Here is a 15449-nt window from a genome sequence, read left to right as displayed (position 1 = left end):
CAGAGGCTCCCGAAAGGGGGCCTCTTTTATTAAGGAGATGGAAATGAACAGACGATCTTTTCTCGCGGCTCTTCTGGCCGCACCTATTGCACCGGTAATCGCAAGTAAGGCTATGGCCGCGGCGCCGGTCACTTCTCCATTGGCGGTCGATAACGGGCAGTTGTCGTTGTCCGTTGCCAATATAGGCATGCTTGACGCGGATCGGCTGTACGACCCGCGCAAAGAGAGCGTCGAAGACTTTGAAAAGCGGCGTGACGACTGGATTTACAAGGTCACTCCCGAAGGGAAGTTTCTCGTCAACGCTGACTATTTTGTAGTATCGAGCGAAACGAGGAACCTGCTCGCGCCACGGTAAACAGCTTAGGAACCATGTCTTTCGCGTGTTCCAGCGTCTTATCACGATCAATAGCTTCGGATGTCGCGATGGAGCTCTCGATAGAGCCCAGCGCTTCCTTTTCAACTTCGGCCAGTACGTCCGCGTGGCCCAATTCGATCAGCTTCTGTATAGCGGCTAACGCCACGTTATTGCCGACAAGGCCAGACGCTACAACTTCTTCTTTGGTTGCCATGTGCATTCCTTCTATTGGCTTGGCAGCGAGAAGAGAGCACGGCAGCAACCGGGAGTCGAGCTAGCGAGTCTGTGAGTTGATGTGGATAACTTGGCCCGCTTCGGCGGGCCTTTTCATTTCAGGCGGTCGAGCAGCATTTCGCATAGCTGCTTGGTGACTTTCCCATCAGCGTTTGGTTTCGCGTTTTCAACAGACTTGAACCTTTCCATCGCCTGGTCCGCTTCGCGGTCGCTGTAGCCGGAGGCGACTAGTTGTGCTCGCGCCTTTGGAATTGCTGCTTCATAGGGCAGTGCTGACAGCTCATAGCCTTGGCAGTTGTACGCGGTGACGATCATGAAGCCAGCTCGTTGCAGTGCTTCAGTCTTTTGGTCTGCAACAGCGGCTCCGGCAGTCAGCATCAATATCAGAATAGCTCGCATCGAATCCTCCTTCGTGGGGATGCGACGATAACGCTCGTTCATCGAAAAGGACAACCAATGGCAGATGTTGCTCAGCTTGGCGTACAGGTCACCACTCAGGGCGCCGATCGCGCCACGGGCGAACTGACGAAGCTCGCCGGCGCTGCTGCACGAGCCGAAGCATCTACGGAAGGGCTTGCGGGCGCTAACCGGGGGGCGACCGGCGCGGCTTCCTCGGCTGCTCAAGCCTACGCCCAGCAAGGGGCCGCAGCTGCCAATGCTTCAAAGCAGATCGAACTGATGAACAAGGCGGCGAACCAGAACCGCGGCGCCGGTGGCCGGGCGAACGTTGGCAACATCGCCGCCCAGTTCCAAGACATTGCGGTTACAGCTGCTATGTCGATGAACCCGCTTCAGATCGCCCTCCAGCAGGGCACCCAACTCGTCGGGGTGCTCAGTGCGATGGAGCGGCCGGTAGCCGGGCTTGCGCAGGCGTTCCTGGCGCTTCTGTCGCCTCTTTCCCTCGTAACCATCGGGCTCGTCGCCGCCGCAGCGGCTGGGCTTCAGCTCGTCAACTGGTCCAAGCTGGCTAGCAGCGCGTTACGCGCCTTGGCTGACGTCCTCGACGAGATCGCCCCTTATGCCGTCGCAGCGGCGGCAGCCATCGCCTTGATCTACGCGCCCACCATCATCGGAGGTGTTATTTCCCTCATCGCGTGGCTTGGCCGGCTGGTCGTGCAATTGGGCGGCGTGGCGGCTGCTTTCCTGCTCGCGAACCCGGCCGTTCTCTTCATCGCAGGTATCGGAGCGGCCGTTGCTGCGGTGGTCATCTTTAGGGATGAACTGGCGAGGATACTCGGCTTCGACGTTGTCACCGTCGCGAAACGAGGCGCGAACCTGGTGATCGGCTCATTCGTCGCCGCCTTTGAAGACATCAAGTTTGTGTGGAGTAACCTGGGGAATATTATCGGGAAGGCGATTGAGGGGGCAGTTAACGCCGTTATCAAAGGCGTTAACGAGATGATCAAGCAAACTGCCGCCGGCGTTGATAGCCTCATCAAAACCTTGAATAAGGTGCTTCCCGCGGGCGCTCAAATATCGCCGCTCGGCGACACGGGAGACGCCATAAAGCCGTGGGACGCTGGGTTTGGCAATATGGATGGCGCGATTGGAGCGAGAAACAAAGCCGTCGAAGCAGCTTTGAACCGCGACTATATCGGCGAGATTGGCGACGGAATATCGACGGCAGCTGGCAAGGGTGCCGCTGCGCTTAAGGACCTCGCCAAATGGATGGATACGGTAGACAAGAAAAAGAAGAAGGGTCCGAAGTCCGAAGCCGAGAAATATGAAGATGTCATAGATGGGGCCAAACGTCGGATCGCTTCGCTCCAGGCTGAGCGCGATGCGCTGGGCCTGACCGAGCAGGCCGCGCTGAAGCTTCGGTATGAACAGGATCTGCTGAACCAAGCTCAGGCGCGGGGGATCACGCTGACCGGCTCCCAGAGGTTGGAGATTTCCAATCTTGCCGATCAAATGGCCTCCCTTGAATACGGTACCGAGAAGATCCGTGAGCAGATGGAGTTCGCGAAGGACACCACGCGCGGGTTCATCGACGACTTCCGCGCCGGCCTCCGTGACGGCGAAAGCATGTGGAAGTCCTTCGGAGATGCCGCGCTCGGTGTGCTGGACCGGATAACTGATAAGCTGTTGGATGACGTATTGAACGCCTTGTTCCAAGTGAACAGCGCAGGCTCTGGCGGAGGCGGTGGGGGCATCTTCGGTTTCCTTGGTAGCCTGTTCGGTGGCGGTGGGGCAGGGGCGTTCCCTTCCAAGCACGGTATCGGCCTTTACGCCGCTGGAACACCTGCTGCTCGTCCAGGTATGGCCTGGGTCGGTGAAAAGGGTCCGGAACTGGTGCGGTTCAAGGGCGGTGAGGAGGTCATCCCGAACCATCGGATAACGAGGGCTGCCAATCAGAACGGCGCTGCGGGGCAGGGTAGCAGCAGTGTTGTATCTGCTCCGGTCTCCATCTCCATCGACGCCACCGGCGCTGATCCTGAGGGGCTTGCCAGGGTCCAGCGAGAGCTTGCCGCTCTCAAGGCCGACCTGCCCACCCGCGTTGTTCAGACGGTGAAGGATGCGCAGAAGAGGCGCGTGATCTGATGGCAATCACGTACCCTCGTGAAATCCCGGATGTTGGCTATGTCCGGGCCGACATGATTTTGCGCGACCCGGTGAAAGCGTCTCCTTCTGGAGCGCGCCTCATCAACTACACGCAGATGAACGACCCGGCATGGGACGTGGCCCTCACGACCAAGCCACTCCGATACGATCAATATGCCGAGTTCGAGGCATGGTGGCTTTCTCTCCGGGAGGGGTTGCAACGCGTTCTCTTCCGGCTCCCGTTCGCACGGTATCCGAAGAACCATATCAACAACCACGCCCCCGCGGATGATGCCGGCAATCTCGTGTCGGTCACTGGCGGCAACGTGCTCTCGGTGTCCGGCGTGGATGCGGGGCTGTCGCTTGCTATCGGCGATCGGATTGGGCTTGAGCGCCTCACGCGCTACCACATCGGCCGCGTAACCGAAGTGGCAGGCGCAGGCACGACCCGGACGATCACAATCGAGCCGCCGCCTTTTGCGACGGTTTCCCAAGCCGGCACTGTTGTTCGATTTGCCAACCCGGCTCTGGTCATGCGCCCGGTTCCGGGGAGCTTTGAGGCTCCGAGGGACGGTCTGTTCTACAACGTCTCTTTCCGTCTGGTGGAAGCACAATGACGCTCTCGACTGAAACTAAAGACCTGTACGATCAGGGGCGGATATCCACCAGGCAGATGCTGAGGTTTCAGTTCGCCTCCGGCATCTACGGTTTCATCAGCCGCGCCGAGCCGTTCAACTATTCAGGTGTCGACTACAAGCCGTTCGGCCTGATCGAAGTGTCGGACATTGGTGGCGGCACGGGCACGAGCGCTGACGGCGGCTTCACACTGACGCTTGCTGAGAGCCCGGATGATGGGCTGACGCCGGACGTCCTGACGCAGATCGAGAGCGAGGACTATCGCGACCGGCCGGTGACCGTGATGGATGCCCACTTCCATCCCGACACAGGCGCTCTCCTCCAGGTGGAGGTCGTCGCGCGCGGTTACCTTGATGTCGTTGAGCACCAGGTCGATCCGGAGCGGGGTTACATCCTCGTCGCCCGGTGCGAAGGGCGACAACTCGACTATTCCCGCAAGAATGGCCGGTACCGCACCATGACCGACCAGGCCCGGCGGGCGCCTGACGACAAGTTCTTCCAGCATGCGGCCAAGCGCGGCCGTGTCGATATCTTCTGGGGCCGAGTGGCCGCGAGAACCTGAGGTAAGCCATGACCCATGACAAAGAGACTGCAGCGAAACTTGATCAGCTTAACAAGATCGCCGACCCAATCGGCCACCGGTTCGAGATCGTGGACCGCAAGGTCCGCCACGTCATTGACGTAACGCGGCACCTAGAGCGCTATTGGCCTTCGCCGTCGCCGTCAGGCCCATCAAAATAAGGCGCGCATGCTCCAGCGTCTTTTCCCGGTCTAGCCCCGTTCCTTCAGTTACCGAGGCGTCCAGCGTCTCAAGTGCGCTGGCCTTCAACGTATCGATCAAGTCGCCGTGTCCTAGTCTGATCAGCATTTCGATTGATACGAACGCCAAAGCCTGCGCCGCAAGCGCCGCGCCTACTGCTTCTTCACGTGTCGCCATAGCCGGTCTCCTTGTGGTTTGCGGCAATCCATCACGTTTATCGACGGAAGTACACCTATGACGAGAGTTTCGGATTGGGAAAAGCGCCTCAACGCGGTTGTGGCGAAGCATCTGGCGTTGCCCGGTCAATGGGGCGTGTCCGACTGCTGGATGATGACCATGGACGCGATCGAGGCCGTCACGGGCAACCGTATCCTGCCGCACCTCCAGAAGTACCGGAGCGAGGCGGAAGGCTACAAGGTGTTCCGCAAGGCCGGCTTCAAGGAAACGGTGGAGGAGGCTCTTGCAGCCGAGCTAGGCGAGCCGATCCCTGCGATGATGGCCCAGCGCGGCGACGTCGGCGTGATCGAGCGGGACGGCGCGATCTCCTGCGGCGTGTTCGTCTCGACCGGCTTTGCGGTGAAGACGATCTACGGCCACGTGGACAGGATCGGCCGCAAGCGCGTCGAGGTCACAACCGGATCGGATCTCGAAATCATGTCCGTGCTGTCCGTCAAGCGCGCTTACAAGGTCCGATAAATGCCGTTCATCTCAGCAATCGTCGGCGCGATCGGTGGAGCGCTTGGACTCGGCACGATCGGACTTGCCATCGCCAAGGCGGTGATCGGGATCGGCATCAGTTTGGTTGTTGCCAAGATCCAGGCCGACCGCGCGAAGAAGTCGCAGAAGCAGGCATCCGGCACGCAGTTCGAGCGCGAGTATGGCGAGAACATCAGCCGCAAGGTCGCCTGCGGCCTCGTCGGGATCGCCGGTCATGATTGCTACGTGAACACCTATGGCGCGTCGAACATGTACCTGGAGCAGGTGTTCGTCTTCTCCGACTTTCCCTGTGACGGCCTTTCGAAGATCTGGGCCGGCGGCCAACAGCTGCAGCTCTCGACGACCAATGGCAAGAACTACTCTGTTGTCACCGGAGACTACGCCGGCCGCATGAGCTTCGCCTTTTACGACGGCACCCAGACAGCGGCCGATCCTGGGCTGATCGCCAACTCCAACCCGTTCGGACGCTGGACAGCTGCCCATGTTGGTTCCGGCCAATGCTACCTGATCGCCCGCCTGACGTATGACCAGGAGAAGCTTTCGCAGTTCCCTGACTTCTTCTTCGAGATCCGCGGCGCCCGCCTGTATGATTTCCGCAAGGACGACACTGTCGGCGGGTCCGGCGCGCATCGCTGGGGCGATTACTCGACCTATCAGTTCTCGGAAAACCCGGTCGTGTTTGACTACAATTACCGGCGCGGCTTTTCGTGGAACGATGACCTGTTCCTCGGCATGGACATGGACGCGATCGACCTGCCGATCGACCGCTATGCCGTGGCCGCGAACATCTGCGACGAGAACGCCGGCGGCGAGCCTCGTTACCGTTGCTCGGTCCTGCTCGACGCGGACGTCGACCACGGCGACAATATCGAATCCATCATGGTGTCCTGCGGCGGGATTGTCGTCGACAGCGTCGAGGGCTCCTGGCCGATCATCGGAACTGAGCAGCCGATCGTCGAGACATTCACCGATGACGATCTGATCGTGACGGAGCCGGTGCGGTTCCAGAAGCGCCGCTCGATGGCAGACCTGACCAACTCCGTCTCCGGCACCTATCCGGAGCCGGCAAACATGTGGTCGCCGGCCGGCTATGACACGCAGAGCAATCCGACACAGGTGGCGCTCGATCGCCGCACGCGCGACGTCCAGCTCAACTTCCCGACAGTGCGCTCGAAGCGCCAGGCGAACCAGCTTGCCTCGATCTACTACAATGAGAACCGATACGAGGTGACCGCGGACATCGTCTTGCGCCCTCGCTTCCAGACGATCCGCGTCGGCGACTGGGTACAGTGGAATTCCGCACGCTACGGCTCAATCGTGTTCGTCGTCCAGAGCCGCTCGATCCGGGCGTTGTCCAGTGACGGCCCGCGCAATGTCGTCCTGTCCCTGCAGGAGCGGTCCGGCGAGATCTACGCCTCGGTCGGCCTCATTCCGCCGAACGTGCCGATCCCGAACGGTGAGCCGGTCTATCTCAACGCCCTTCAGGATTGGGCGGTTATAGCGGTAATAGCCACCGGCGCCGATGGTCGTACCTATCCGGCCTTCCGGATGACCTGGGCTCCGATTGAGGATGTGACGGTCACCGGGCTGGTGTTCGAATGGTGGATCAAGACCGAGGCGACGAACAAGTTCTCCCGTCAGGTCGATCGTCAGGCAACGGTGACGTTCCTTCAAGAAGGCATTGTGAACCTGACGGAATACGAGTTCCGTCACAGGCTGATCGCCGACCGCGCAACCAACTGGACCGTTCCGATCACGGTAACCTCCGCAGATGCCGGCAATGCGGATGTCGAGGTCGGGCTCGGCAATCTGCGCGACGATGTGATGGCGGTGTTCTCGGAACTGTACGCCAGCCTCAATCGCAACGAGACGCTGCTCGCTCGCCTGCAACAGAACCTTCAGATCAACGGCGGCGTTTCCCAAACCATTGGCCGCAAGCTCCAGCAGCTCGGCGCGAGCTTCACCGAAGAAGTCGCGATCATCACCTCCGACATCGCGAACGTCGTGGCCGTGACAGAGGAGCTGATCGCCGAGTTCGGGAATAACCTGGCGAACGGCAAGGTGGCATTCCAGGCCGTCGCGGCTCCCGAAGGCGTAACCGTCCGTTATGCCATCCTGCTCAAGGCTGAGATCGAGGATGAGTTCAAGGAGAGCGGCTTCTTCATCGAGCTCTATACCGACGAGGGCGTGATCAAGTCCCGGACCGCCTTCAATGTCGACCAGTTCGTCGTCACGGACGGCGGAGAGGCCAGCTACCCGATGGTGTTTGAGGACGGGGAGCTCAAGCTCAACATCGCCAACATCGGCCTGGTGAACGCCGGGGAGCTAAACTTCAACGACGGGCGCGTCATAATCAACGAAAACGGTATCACGGTATCCTCATGACAAAGACCTTCATTGGGATCGACAGCGTTGGCGAGCCCTGCGTGAAGATCACCAAAGGCGATATTGATCCCTTCTCTGAGCCAGACGCCAACAGAAGCTCCTTCCTCGTCAATTCGAAATTCACCAATGACGTAAAGATAGCCGGCATCGATAGCACGCCGTTTTCCCCGAACTCGACGACCTATTGGCCAGCGGGGACCAGCAACACAAACTACCACAAGAAGAAGATGCCGGGATCTGTCGCCGGCTTCAGCTACATCATGATCCGCAACGCCTATTTCGGTGACGCACTGCCCTACGACCTCCCGGTCTACGACCTGAAATACCAGCGCGTCTCCGATGACCGATACGTTGAGAACTTCAGGGTCTTTACCCAGGGCGCTGAGGACCCCGGTGGGCGAGAGCCTGGCTATCGCACCATGATCGGCTGGATGAACAACGGCTGGTGGCTCAATGACACCCAGACCTTTTACGGCAGCCCGCCGTTGGGCAAGGGCATTCGTTACTACACAAACACCTTCGGCGCGCTCGATGGCGGGTCCTATGAGATCAAACTGGTGGTCTGGAGGCTCCCTGCGACGAACGTGCCCCTGCTCGACAGCGACCCCATGCCCTCAGTCCCCGGGTTGCGTGCCGTAGAGATCACCGACGAGTTCTGTCGGGTCGCAAAGCCGGGATACGACACAAGGACGGCAACCCCGACCCAGCTGGCCTTCGACTCGTCTGGACGCCCGCTCTCGGTGATCAAAGCAGGCGACATTGCCTTGCCGTCCGGTCTTACCGAGATAGAGGTCGGCTATCCGGTCGATAGCACCACGATCTGCGACATGCTGCAGTATGAGAATGGTGTCATCTCCTACCCGGTCAGCGGCTACTTCACCGACACCAGGTGCGAATACTGGTTCTCTGGGACGAAGCTTTATATCAACAATCTGTCGGGGCCATGCCGCGTTCGATACCTGGTCCTGTCGAACGATCAGTTGCCGCCGACTTCCGGCAACAACAAGGTGTTCCACCAGTTCCATGACGGGGTGCAGGACGTCGTCCAGTTCCTCCGTCCCGGCGCTGCCGACCCGCCGAACTTCGCTGACATCGTCCTCGATAGCCGCTGGCCGGCAATCCAGATTCTGGCCGAAGGCTACCAGCCGATCGCCGCGCAGTCGCAGCGCACGCCGCCGGCGGTGAACACGGGTCAGAGCTTCACGGTCGGTTTCAACGGAGCCGGGTTCTTTCCGTTCGTCAAATACATGACGGTAATGTCGGACGCCGATGCTGGGGTAGGGGTGAAGGCTCCGTCCGCCCGACTCGTCGAAAGCTACGACAACTCGACACGCTACAACGCCGGGAACAGCAGCTTCTGCATTCTCGGCAGTAACCAAGCGACCTTCTGGACCTACGAGGGCAACCCGTACCAGGAGCGGTACACCAACAACGCCTGGGCGTTTGACTACTCAACTTCGCGCATCGTCGGCATTCGCTACTACATCCTCGGCATCCCGACCTCATAGGGCATCCATCGTATGGCTGATTACTACATCACCGGGTCGGTTCAGCTGACCAACGGCAGCAAGGCCGTGACCGGCATCGATACCGCCTGGGCGATTGCACAGGTGGCCGGCGGCACGATCTTCGTTCAGGCGGAAGGTAACCCGCTGCCCTTGGCGTCGATCGAAAGCGACACCGCGGCGACGGCGGCTCTGGAATGGACCGGCGCGACCGGCACCTACGCCTATGCGCTGCTTCGCGCTACCGCATTCAGCGAGCAGCTCGAAACCAACAGCAATATCCTGTCGCGGCTTCTGGTGGCGATGGAGGCGGGAACGCTCTACCGCTATGACGTGGCGGGCGAGACAGCCGACCTCGCGACTTATAATGAGCGGCCGGCAGGCTTTGCCTTCCTGGCGATCGACGTCAATCCAGCAGATCTCTACATCAAGGCCTCTGCGACTTCTGGCGATTGGGCGGGGCCGTTCAGCTACGGCACTGGTCCGGCCGGGCCGGCACCTGAGATCGGCTTCGAGCCGGTCATTACCGGTGCTCCCAGCTCGAATGCCGGGATGGTGGTGACGGGTAGCGGTGAACCGGGCGATCCCTACGAGATCACCTTCACGATCCCGGCCGGCGAAATCGGCGTGAACTTCCGTGGCGCCTATTCCGGTGCCACGGCCTACGCCGTGCGTGACATGGTGTTGAACAACGGCTCCTCTTGGATCGCCCTGCAAGCGACCACCGGGAATGCTCCCCCTGTTCTCCCGGCGACTGCCAACGCCTATTGGCAGCTCGCAGCAGCAAAGGGCATGGACGGCACGGGCACGGGTGACGTCATAGGGCCGGGTGGCGCTACGGTCGGCCGCGTCGCCGCCTTCAGCAGCAATACCGGCAAGGCGATCGACGATGGAGGCAAGCTGGTCGCCGATCTTGTAACCGGGCCGGCAGCATCGGAGGACGGGGCGCTTGTTGGTTTTGACGGCGAGACCGGCAAAGTCCTCAAGGCGTTGACGAATGAGGAGGCGAAGGATTGGCTTGCAACAACGGCAGCCGACGTGTCGTTCGATAATGCGGTTGCCGGGCTTCCGGATGCGCCAGCAACGCTCCAGACGGCGATCGAGGTTTTGGCTGCGAACGCAGGCGGCAAGAATGACGCCGCGTTTGCCTTGGCTCTTGCTGACCTGACAGGCAGCATACAGGGGATGAACGGGGGATTTGCGGACTCTTATCGCAACACGGCCGGCATCAATCTTCCGAACGGCGGGCGTGACCCGTTCACCGTTTCTCTTCTCCATTTCGATGGACCTGTAGCTGGCAAGAAGACCGTCCGAGACAGTGCCTATGAAGACTATGCCTCCGGATCGCCGCGTCACTACTGGACGCCTCAAGGATCGTTTCAGATCAGCGATGCGCAGTCTCGATTTGGCGGGTTCTCGGCCCTGTTTGACCAAACCGCGAACTGCCGGCTTCTCGGCGATGGCTCCAGTGATTTCGCGTTCGGTACAGGCGACTTTGAAGTAGACTTTTGGATATATCGCCTTGCCTCAGGCGTTCAGCACACCTTGCTTGACTTCAGGACCGCAGCAACTTCCGTTGCGCCATATCTGTACATCACGAATGCCAACGTTCTTGCTTACTATGTTTCGGCTGCAAACCGTATTGTTGGAACAACAGTCATCGCCTTGAACGCGTGGCATCATATAAAGCTCTTGAGACAAGCTGGATCAACCAAACTGTTTCTGAACGGCGTTCAGGAAGGTGCAACATATGCGGATGCCAATAGCTATATCGTCCATGCGGTTGGCCCTTTTATAGGCGCCGCGCTGGACGGCACCCTCCCGTTCAACGGGCATATGGATGAGCTCCGTGTCTCGAAGGGTATCGCGAGAAATTTCGATAATTTCACGCCACCTGTAGCGGCTTACGGTGATGGGTCGTCCCAGACAAAATTGGCTCTCTATGATGCTGTTGGTTTCCAATGGTATCCCCGCGAGCTGAAGACGACGATTACCACCCTTCGCGGAACCCGCATCAACAGTGCGGCTATAGCGACCGTTTACACCTTCAGGGGGGTTCTTTCTGCGAGCATGCTTCGACAGACGGCTGATTACCTTCGCATATGTTTGGGAGGATCGCTAAGCGGTGCTCAAAAGCAGATAGCGAATGTATTCATCGGCCACAAAGCTGCGGCCGGCAATGCGTGGGATATGGACCCCGCTACGATTACGCGCGTCACCTTTGGCGGGAATAATGGCTTCACTCCCATTGCTTTGACTGATCATTGGTCTGATTGGGTGCCTTTCGTGCCCGATATTTCTAGGGATTTGATCATATCGTTCGATTGCCCTGCTACGTCAGGCATCCTCGACCAGGCTCAGTTTGGAGCGGGGATGATCGCCGGTTATTCGAAGGCAACGGCTCAAGAAGCTGACGTCGCCGCACCGGCGACCTACACCGCACTTGCCGCCGGTAACTTCATCGCCTTCAGGGGGATTGAAGGGAAAACGGCTGCCAAGGTCTATGACGATATGGTTCTGGAATCGGTAGCCGTAGCTTCGACGAGCTCTCCGGCAAAGGGTCGCGTGTTGATCGAAACTGGTGTTGGCAGTGACACGCTGATCCCGAACACCGATTTCGTGGGCGAAATCTCCAGAGACAACGGCGCTACCTGGGCAACCGCAGCGATGGCGCTCATCTCGGATGTCGGGGGTAAGAAACTCTATCAGGGTGACGCCAGCCTCGCTTCTCAACCGAGCGGCATGAACATGAAATACCGTTTCCGCAACCTGACCGGCAAGAAGACCATTGTCTCTGCGGGTGGAGCGCAGTGGGGTAACTTCTGATGTTGACTTCCTGGGGGACCGCAATCCTACCTGGCATTGCTCCGACGCTTGATCACTACAAGCTCGCGTTCGATCATCATCTCGACGCTGTCGCGGCTCAGCGGCAATACGACAACCGCATGACCATCGTCAGCTACGTCGGCAGCACAAATCCCCAATGGGCAGCGGAGGCGGAAGCCTACATTGCCTGGCGGGATGCCGCTTTGATCCACATGTTCCAGCAGCTCGCGGCGGTCGAGGCCGGCGAGATCGCACCTCCGACCATTGAAGAGTTCATCGGCGGCATCACGGCTATCGTTTGGCCGAACTGATTTAAGGCAAGCCGTGCAAGGGCCTGCATCGGTCCGCCGTAATGCAGGCCCTCAACCCGATGCAGAACAACAGGTTCAGAAAAAAGAGAGGGCTCGCCCGTTTTTCCCGTTCGAGCCCTCAACAGTCTCTTGGCGGCGGGAACATTGCAGACAACCTGAGATAAGTCATCCCCCCAATTCTAGTTAGACCTTTTTGCGCGGCTTCTCGGCGCTAGCGGCCTTCTAAACTCCACCACAAAGGAAATTCCTATGAGCGTCATCACTGCCGCGCAGATCCGCGCGGCTGCAAAATCGCGTGTCAACGAAGGCAATATGAACTCGGTCCTCGTCGCTCTCGACAAGTTCGGGCTGGGGCTGGGACTGAACCGGCCGCACCGGGTCGCGCATTACCTCGCGCAACTGATGCACGAGAGCGGCGCTTTCCGCTTCGATCAGGAAATCTGGGGACCGACGGCTGCACAGGCCCGATATGATACCCGCACCGATCTCGGCAACACGCCGGCAGCCGATGGTGACGGCTACCTCTACCGCGGCCGCGCCGGCATTCAGATCACCGGCAAGTCGAACTATGCGGCCTTCCGCGACTGGTGCCGGGAGAAGGGCTTCAACCCGCCGGACTTCGTGGCGCAGCCAGATCTGGTTAACACCGATCCGTGGGAAGGCCTGGTACCGCTCTGGTATTGGTCGACCCGGAACCTGAACGCCTATGCCGACCGGAACGACATCGAGACCATCACCAAGAAGATCAACGGCGGGAAGAACGGCCTGGTCGACCGCATCGACTACTACGGCCGGATCTCGCTCGTTCTGCTTGGCTACCAGCCGACCGAGGCCGACCTCCGGCGCTATCAGTCTGAGCGCGGCCTCAACGTCGACGGCGACGTAGGGCCGAAGACTCGAGCGGCTTTGCACAAGGATCTTCTCGCTATTTCGGGGGCGTCGGTACAGATGGCGGCCTTTTCCGCGTCGCCGGTGACTGAAGAGAAGCCAGTGGTGCCGGTCGCCGTCGAGACGCAAGTAAAGCGCAAGTTCAACATCTTCGGCCTCTTTGGTGGTGGCGGCTCGTTCGGTGGCCTTGGCCTCGCGGCCTTCGCCGGCATGGACTGGCAAGTCGTGGCGGTGATCGCAATCCTCATCCTGGCCACGCTGATCCTCGGTCTCCTGCTTCAGAACTCCATCGTCTCGGCGGTCGGCAAGATCCGTGCGGCCGTAGAACCATGATCACCGACAAGATCAGCATGGCGATCGGTGCGGCCGCCGGACTGGCGCTCGGCTTCGCCGTCTTCACCACCATCAATGCCGTCTGGTGGCTACCGGACGCCAAGGACGAGGCCCGCGCCGTCGAGCGCGCCACCATGCAGGCAGCAACCGACAAAGCCGTAGGAGAACTGAGCAATGAAGCTGACAAGGCTCGCTTTAACCGTCGCATGTGCCGTGAGCGCGGCGGCGTGTACCTCAACTCAACAGGTCAGTGCCTCGAAGGGCCAGCTGTCCCGCACGGCTAGGGCAATCATCGGGACGTCGCTGATTGGCGCGCGTGGCGCCACACCCACCGACCAGGAAGCGATCGACAACACCGTGGCAGGGGTTTGCGGGGCTGGCGTCTGGACGCAGGGGGAATGTCTGGCGCATGACCAGAAGGCGGTGAATAACCCAGATGAACTGCGCTAGAGCAGATAGAAGTAGACAAGCGACAAGAGACATATGATCCTCTATGTTCATGCCGGCTGTATTAGGCCGAAACTTTGCGCCGGTCTAAACCCCACCGCCCCATCAACGTCTGGCGGTATCCTCGCTATATTTGCTCTTTAAAATTCTTATGTGTTTTTTGTATCGTCGCTCCTGTCGTTCAATCGAATGAGAGGATCAAGATTTGGATTATCATCTAACTGTAGGCCTCGATCTGGCAAAGCAGGTCTTTCAAGTGCACGGCACAGATTCGCAAGGCGCGACGATCTTCACTCGGAAGATTCGCCGTCATGACCTGCTTGCTTTCTTTGAAAAACTGGATCCATGCCTGGTTGGGATGGAAGCGTGTGGAAGCTCCCATTATTGGGCTCGGGAGATTAGCTCCCTTGGACACGAGGTCCGTATACTGCCGGCCCAGCGGGTCAAGCCGTTTGTCATCCGTGGAAAGACTGATGCCACAGACGCAGCGGCGATCAATACAGCATTGAGGCAGCCAGGTATTAGAGCCGTGCCTATCAAAACCGCGGGACCGCAGGCCTATGCAATGCTTATGCGCACACGATCGCTTTTCGTTCGCCAGAAAGCAAACGCGGTAAACGCACTACGCGGTCACCTGGCGGAGTTCGGTTTAGTCGCCGAAACCGGTGTCACCAACGTAGGTAAATTGGCAGCGGCTCTCAAAGCTGAGACGGATAGAAACATCCCGCCCAGCGCGAGATTTGTGCTCGATGAGATATTCTCGGAGATTGACCTTCTCACAGCGCGGATCAAGACCATTGACGCACGAATCGCATCAGAAGCTAAAAAGGATGACGACGTACAGCGGCTGACGAGCATTCCTGGGATTGGAACCTTGATAGCCTCAACCATCAAAGCGCACGTGCCAGATCCGAACTCGTTTAAATCAGCGCGCCATTTCGCTTCATCGCTGGGGCTAACACCGCGGTCGAATTCGACTGGAGGAAAATCCAAACAGACGCGGATATCAAAGATGGGAAACCGAGAGTTACGCTCGCTCCTTTATATCGCAGCTGTGTCTGTCTTGATTGCTGTCCGCCGGTATGGAAAGGGTTCGCCATGGCAACTTAGACTACTTGAGAGACGCCCTTTCAAGGTGGCGGCGGTGGCGTTGGCGAATAAAACAGCAAGGGTTGTTTGGGCGCTGCTCACGAAAGGCGGATGCTACAGGAAGGCCTCGGAGCTTGCCCAAGCCAGTTAGTCCAATGAAATCCGGATAGATATGAGTTGCCAGAAGCGATTGCCGTGACAGGTAACGAAGCAGGACAGGCCGGGACAAAATGAGCACGACGAGTGCGTGACTGGAAATGGCCGCTTGCTTCCCGGCTTAGGTTAGGGTCAGCCAGTTATAGCTGGTTAGACCGTTCAAAGATTTGGATCACACTGATTGCTTTATAAGTGCAACTCGTATCGCGGGTCGTCCTCGGTTACGGACGGCCCGCTCATACCCGCGATCATCAGATCGCCCCGTG

The 15449-nt window shown here is 59.2% G+C and carries 15 protein-coding genes; 12 read left to right on the top strand and 3 right to left on the bottom strand.

Annotated features, from left to right (window positions below):
* The first annotated feature begins 43 nt into the window (after positions 1–43).
* The gene (locus tag GQ59_RS00075) at positions 44–355 is read left to right on the top strand and encodes a hypothetical protein (protein WP_037076071.1); all 312 of its coding nucleotides are present in this window, start codon (positions 44–46) and stop codon (positions 353–355) included.
* Here the strand turns inward: GQ59_RS00075 and GQ59_RS31670 are convergent.
* Together GQ59_RS31670 and GQ59_RS00070 are read right to left on the bottom strand one after the other, a co-directional pair.
* Positions 297–569, bottom strand: a complete 273-nt coding sequence (locus GQ59_RS31670) for a hypothetical protein (protein WP_152564170.1) — start codon at positions 567–569, stop codon at positions 297–299. The two genes, GQ59_RS00075 and GQ59_RS31670, sit on opposite strands and share 59 nt — an antisense overlap.
* A gap of 113 nt (positions 570–682) precedes the next feature.
* Entirely contained in the window at positions 683–988 is a 306-nt protein-coding gene (locus tag GQ59_RS00070) for a hypothetical protein (protein WP_037076068.1), read from the bottom strand.
* A gap of 57 nt (positions 989–1045) precedes the next feature.
* Here GQ59_RS00070 and GQ59_RS00065 point away from each other — a divergent pair, with 57 nt between their 5' ends.
* The 3 genes from GQ59_RS00065 to GQ59_RS00055 are packed head-to-tail and all read left to right on the top strand — an operon-like array spanning position 1046 to position 4328.
* Complete coding sequence (locus GQ59_RS00065) at positions 1046–3130, top strand: phage tail length tape measure family protein (RefSeq protein WP_051903692.1); 2085 nt, start codon at positions 1046–1048, stop codon at positions 3128–3130.
* Positions 3130–3747: a hypothetical protein gene (locus GQ59_RS00060; protein ID WP_037076067.1), complete on the top strand. Its 618-nt coding sequence runs from the start codon at positions 3130–3132 to the stop codon at positions 3745–3747. The genes GQ59_RS00065 and GQ59_RS00060 overlap by 1 nt, the downstream gene beginning before the upstream one ends.
* On the top strand, positions 3744–4328 hold the full coding sequence (locus GQ59_RS00055) for a hypothetical protein (protein WP_051903691.1): 585 nt from the start codon (positions 3744–3746) through the stop codon (positions 4326–4328). The genes GQ59_RS00060 and GQ59_RS00055 overlap by 4 nt, the downstream gene beginning before the upstream one ends.
* A 111-nt stretch (positions 4329–4439) precedes the next feature.
* On the opposite strand, the gene GQ59_RS00050 is transcribed toward GQ59_RS00055, so the two are convergent.
* Entirely contained in the window at positions 4440–4703 is a 264-nt protein-coding gene (locus GQ59_RS00050; RefSeq protein WP_051903690.1) for a hypothetical protein, read from the bottom strand.
* Positions 4704–4760: 57 nt separating this feature from the next.
* Here GQ59_RS00050 and GQ59_RS00045 point away from each other — a divergent pair, with 57 nt between their 5' ends.
* From GQ59_RS00045 to GQ59_RS00010, 8 genes are all read left to right on the top strand, one after another.
* Positions 4761–5222 carry a DUF6950 family protein gene (locus GQ59_RS00045; RefSeq protein ID WP_152564169.1) on the top strand — a complete coding sequence of 154 codons (462 nt, stop codon included), beginning with the start codon at positions 4761–4763 and terminating at the stop codon, positions 5220–5222.
* The gene (locus GQ59_RS00040; protein ID WP_037076066.1) at positions 5223–7628 is read left to right on the top strand and encodes a phage tail protein; all 2406 of its coding nucleotides are present in this window, start codon (positions 5223–5225) and stop codon (positions 7626–7628) included.
* On the top strand, positions 7625–9136 hold the full coding sequence (locus GQ59_RS00035; protein WP_037076065.1) for a hypothetical protein: 1512 nt from the start codon (positions 7625–7627) through the stop codon (positions 9134–9136). The genes GQ59_RS00040 and GQ59_RS00035 overlap by 4 nt, the downstream gene beginning before the upstream one ends.
* A gap of 12 nt (positions 9137–9148) precedes the next feature.
* Positions 9149–11959, top strand: coding sequence for a LamG domain-containing protein (locus GQ59_RS30455; RefSeq protein ID WP_051903689.1), 2811 nt, complete (start codon positions 9149–9151; stop codon positions 11957–11959).
* The gene (locus tag GQ59_RS00025; RefSeq protein ID WP_051903688.1) at positions 11959–12270 is read left to right on the top strand and encodes a hypothetical protein; all 312 of its coding nucleotides are present in this window, start codon (positions 11959–11961) and stop codon (positions 12268–12270) included. The genes GQ59_RS30455 and GQ59_RS00025 overlap by 1 nt, the downstream gene beginning before the upstream one ends.
* 249 nt (positions 12271–12519) lie before the next feature.
* Positions 12520–13491 (top strand): peptidoglycan-binding protein, encoded by a 972-nt coding sequence (locus GQ59_RS00020; protein ID WP_037076064.1) that lies wholly within the window; start codon positions 12520–12522, stop codon positions 13489–13491.
* Positions 13488–13775, top strand: coding sequence for a hypothetical protein (locus tag GQ59_RS00015; RefSeq protein WP_037076063.1), 288 nt, complete (start codon positions 13488–13490; stop codon positions 13773–13775). The genes GQ59_RS00020 and GQ59_RS00015 overlap by 4 nt, the downstream gene beginning before the upstream one ends.
* 368 nt (positions 13776–14143) lie before the next feature.
* Complete coding sequence (locus tag GQ59_RS00010; protein WP_037076062.1) at positions 14144–15178, top strand: IS110 family RNA-guided transposase; 1035 nt, start codon at positions 14144–14146, stop codon at positions 15176–15178.
* Positions 15179–15449: the final 271 nt, after the last annotated feature.

Origin of the sequence: Neorhizobium vignae, assembly GCF_000732195.1 — a bacterium.
Classification (GTDB): Bacteria; Pseudomonadota; Alphaproteobacteria; order Rhizobiales; family Rhizobiaceae; genus Neorhizobium; species Neorhizobium vignae.
The sequence above is the reverse complement of the archived record's forward strand: the minus strand, read 5'-3'. Positions and strand labels throughout refer to the sequence as shown.

What these genes read in the sequence shown, in the direction of transcription:
- GQ59_RS00035 (WP_037076065.1), top strand. Translation starts at nt 7,625, where the DNA reads ATGACAAAGACCTTCATTGGGATCGACAGCGTTGGCGAGCCCTGCGTG.
- GQ59_RS00050 (WP_051903690.1), bottom strand. Translation starts at nt 4,703, where the DNA reads ATGGCGACACGTGAAGAAGCAGTAGGCGCGGCGCTTGCGGCGCAGGCT.
- GQ59_RS00070 (WP_037076068.1), bottom strand. Translation starts at nt 988, where the DNA reads ATGCGAGCTATTCTGATATTGATGCTGACTGCCGGAGCCGCTGTTGCA.
- GQ59_RS31670 (WP_152564170.1), bottom strand. Translation starts at nt 569, where the DNA reads ATGGCAACCAAAGAAGAAGTTGTAGCGTCTGGCCTTGTCGGCAATAAC.
- GQ59_RS00055 (WP_051903691.1), top strand. Translation starts at nt 3,744, where the DNA reads ATGACGCTCTCGACTGAAACTAAAGACCTGTACGATCAGGGGCGGATA.
- GQ59_RS00015 (WP_037076063.1), top strand. Translation starts at nt 13,488, where the DNA reads ATGATCACCGACAAGATCAGCATGGCGATCGGTGCGGCCGCCGGACTG.
- GQ59_RS00075 (WP_037076071.1), top strand. Translation starts at nt 44, where the DNA reads ATGAACAGACGATCTTTTCTCGCGGCTCTTCTGGCCGCACCTATTGCA.
- GQ59_RS30455 (WP_051903689.1), top strand. Translation starts at nt 9,149, where the DNA reads ATGGCTGATTACTACATCACCGGGTCGGTTCAGCTGACCAACGGCAGC.
- GQ59_RS00025 (WP_051903688.1), top strand. Translation starts at nt 11,959, where the DNA reads ATGTTGACTTCCTGGGGGACCGCAATCCTACCTGGCATTGCTCCGACG.
- GQ59_RS00045 (WP_152564169.1), top strand. Translation starts at nt 4,761, where the DNA reads ATGACGAGAGTTTCGGATTGGGAAAAGCGCCTCAACGCGGTTGTGGCG.
- GQ59_RS00065 (WP_051903692.1), top strand. Translation starts at nt 1,046, where the DNA reads ATGGCAGATGTTGCTCAGCTTGGCGTACAGGTCACCACTCAGGGCGCC.
- GQ59_RS00060 (WP_037076067.1), top strand. Translation starts at nt 3,130, where the DNA reads ATGGCAATCACGTACCCTCGTGAAATCCCGGATGTTGGCTATGTCCGG.
- GQ59_RS00020 (WP_037076064.1), top strand. Translation starts at nt 12,520, where the DNA reads ATGAGCGTCATCACTGCCGCGCAGATCCGCGCGGCTGCAAAATCGCGT.
- GQ59_RS00040 (WP_037076066.1), top strand. Translation starts at nt 5,223, where the DNA reads ATGCCGTTCATCTCAGCAATCGTCGGCGCGATCGGTGGAGCGCTTGGA.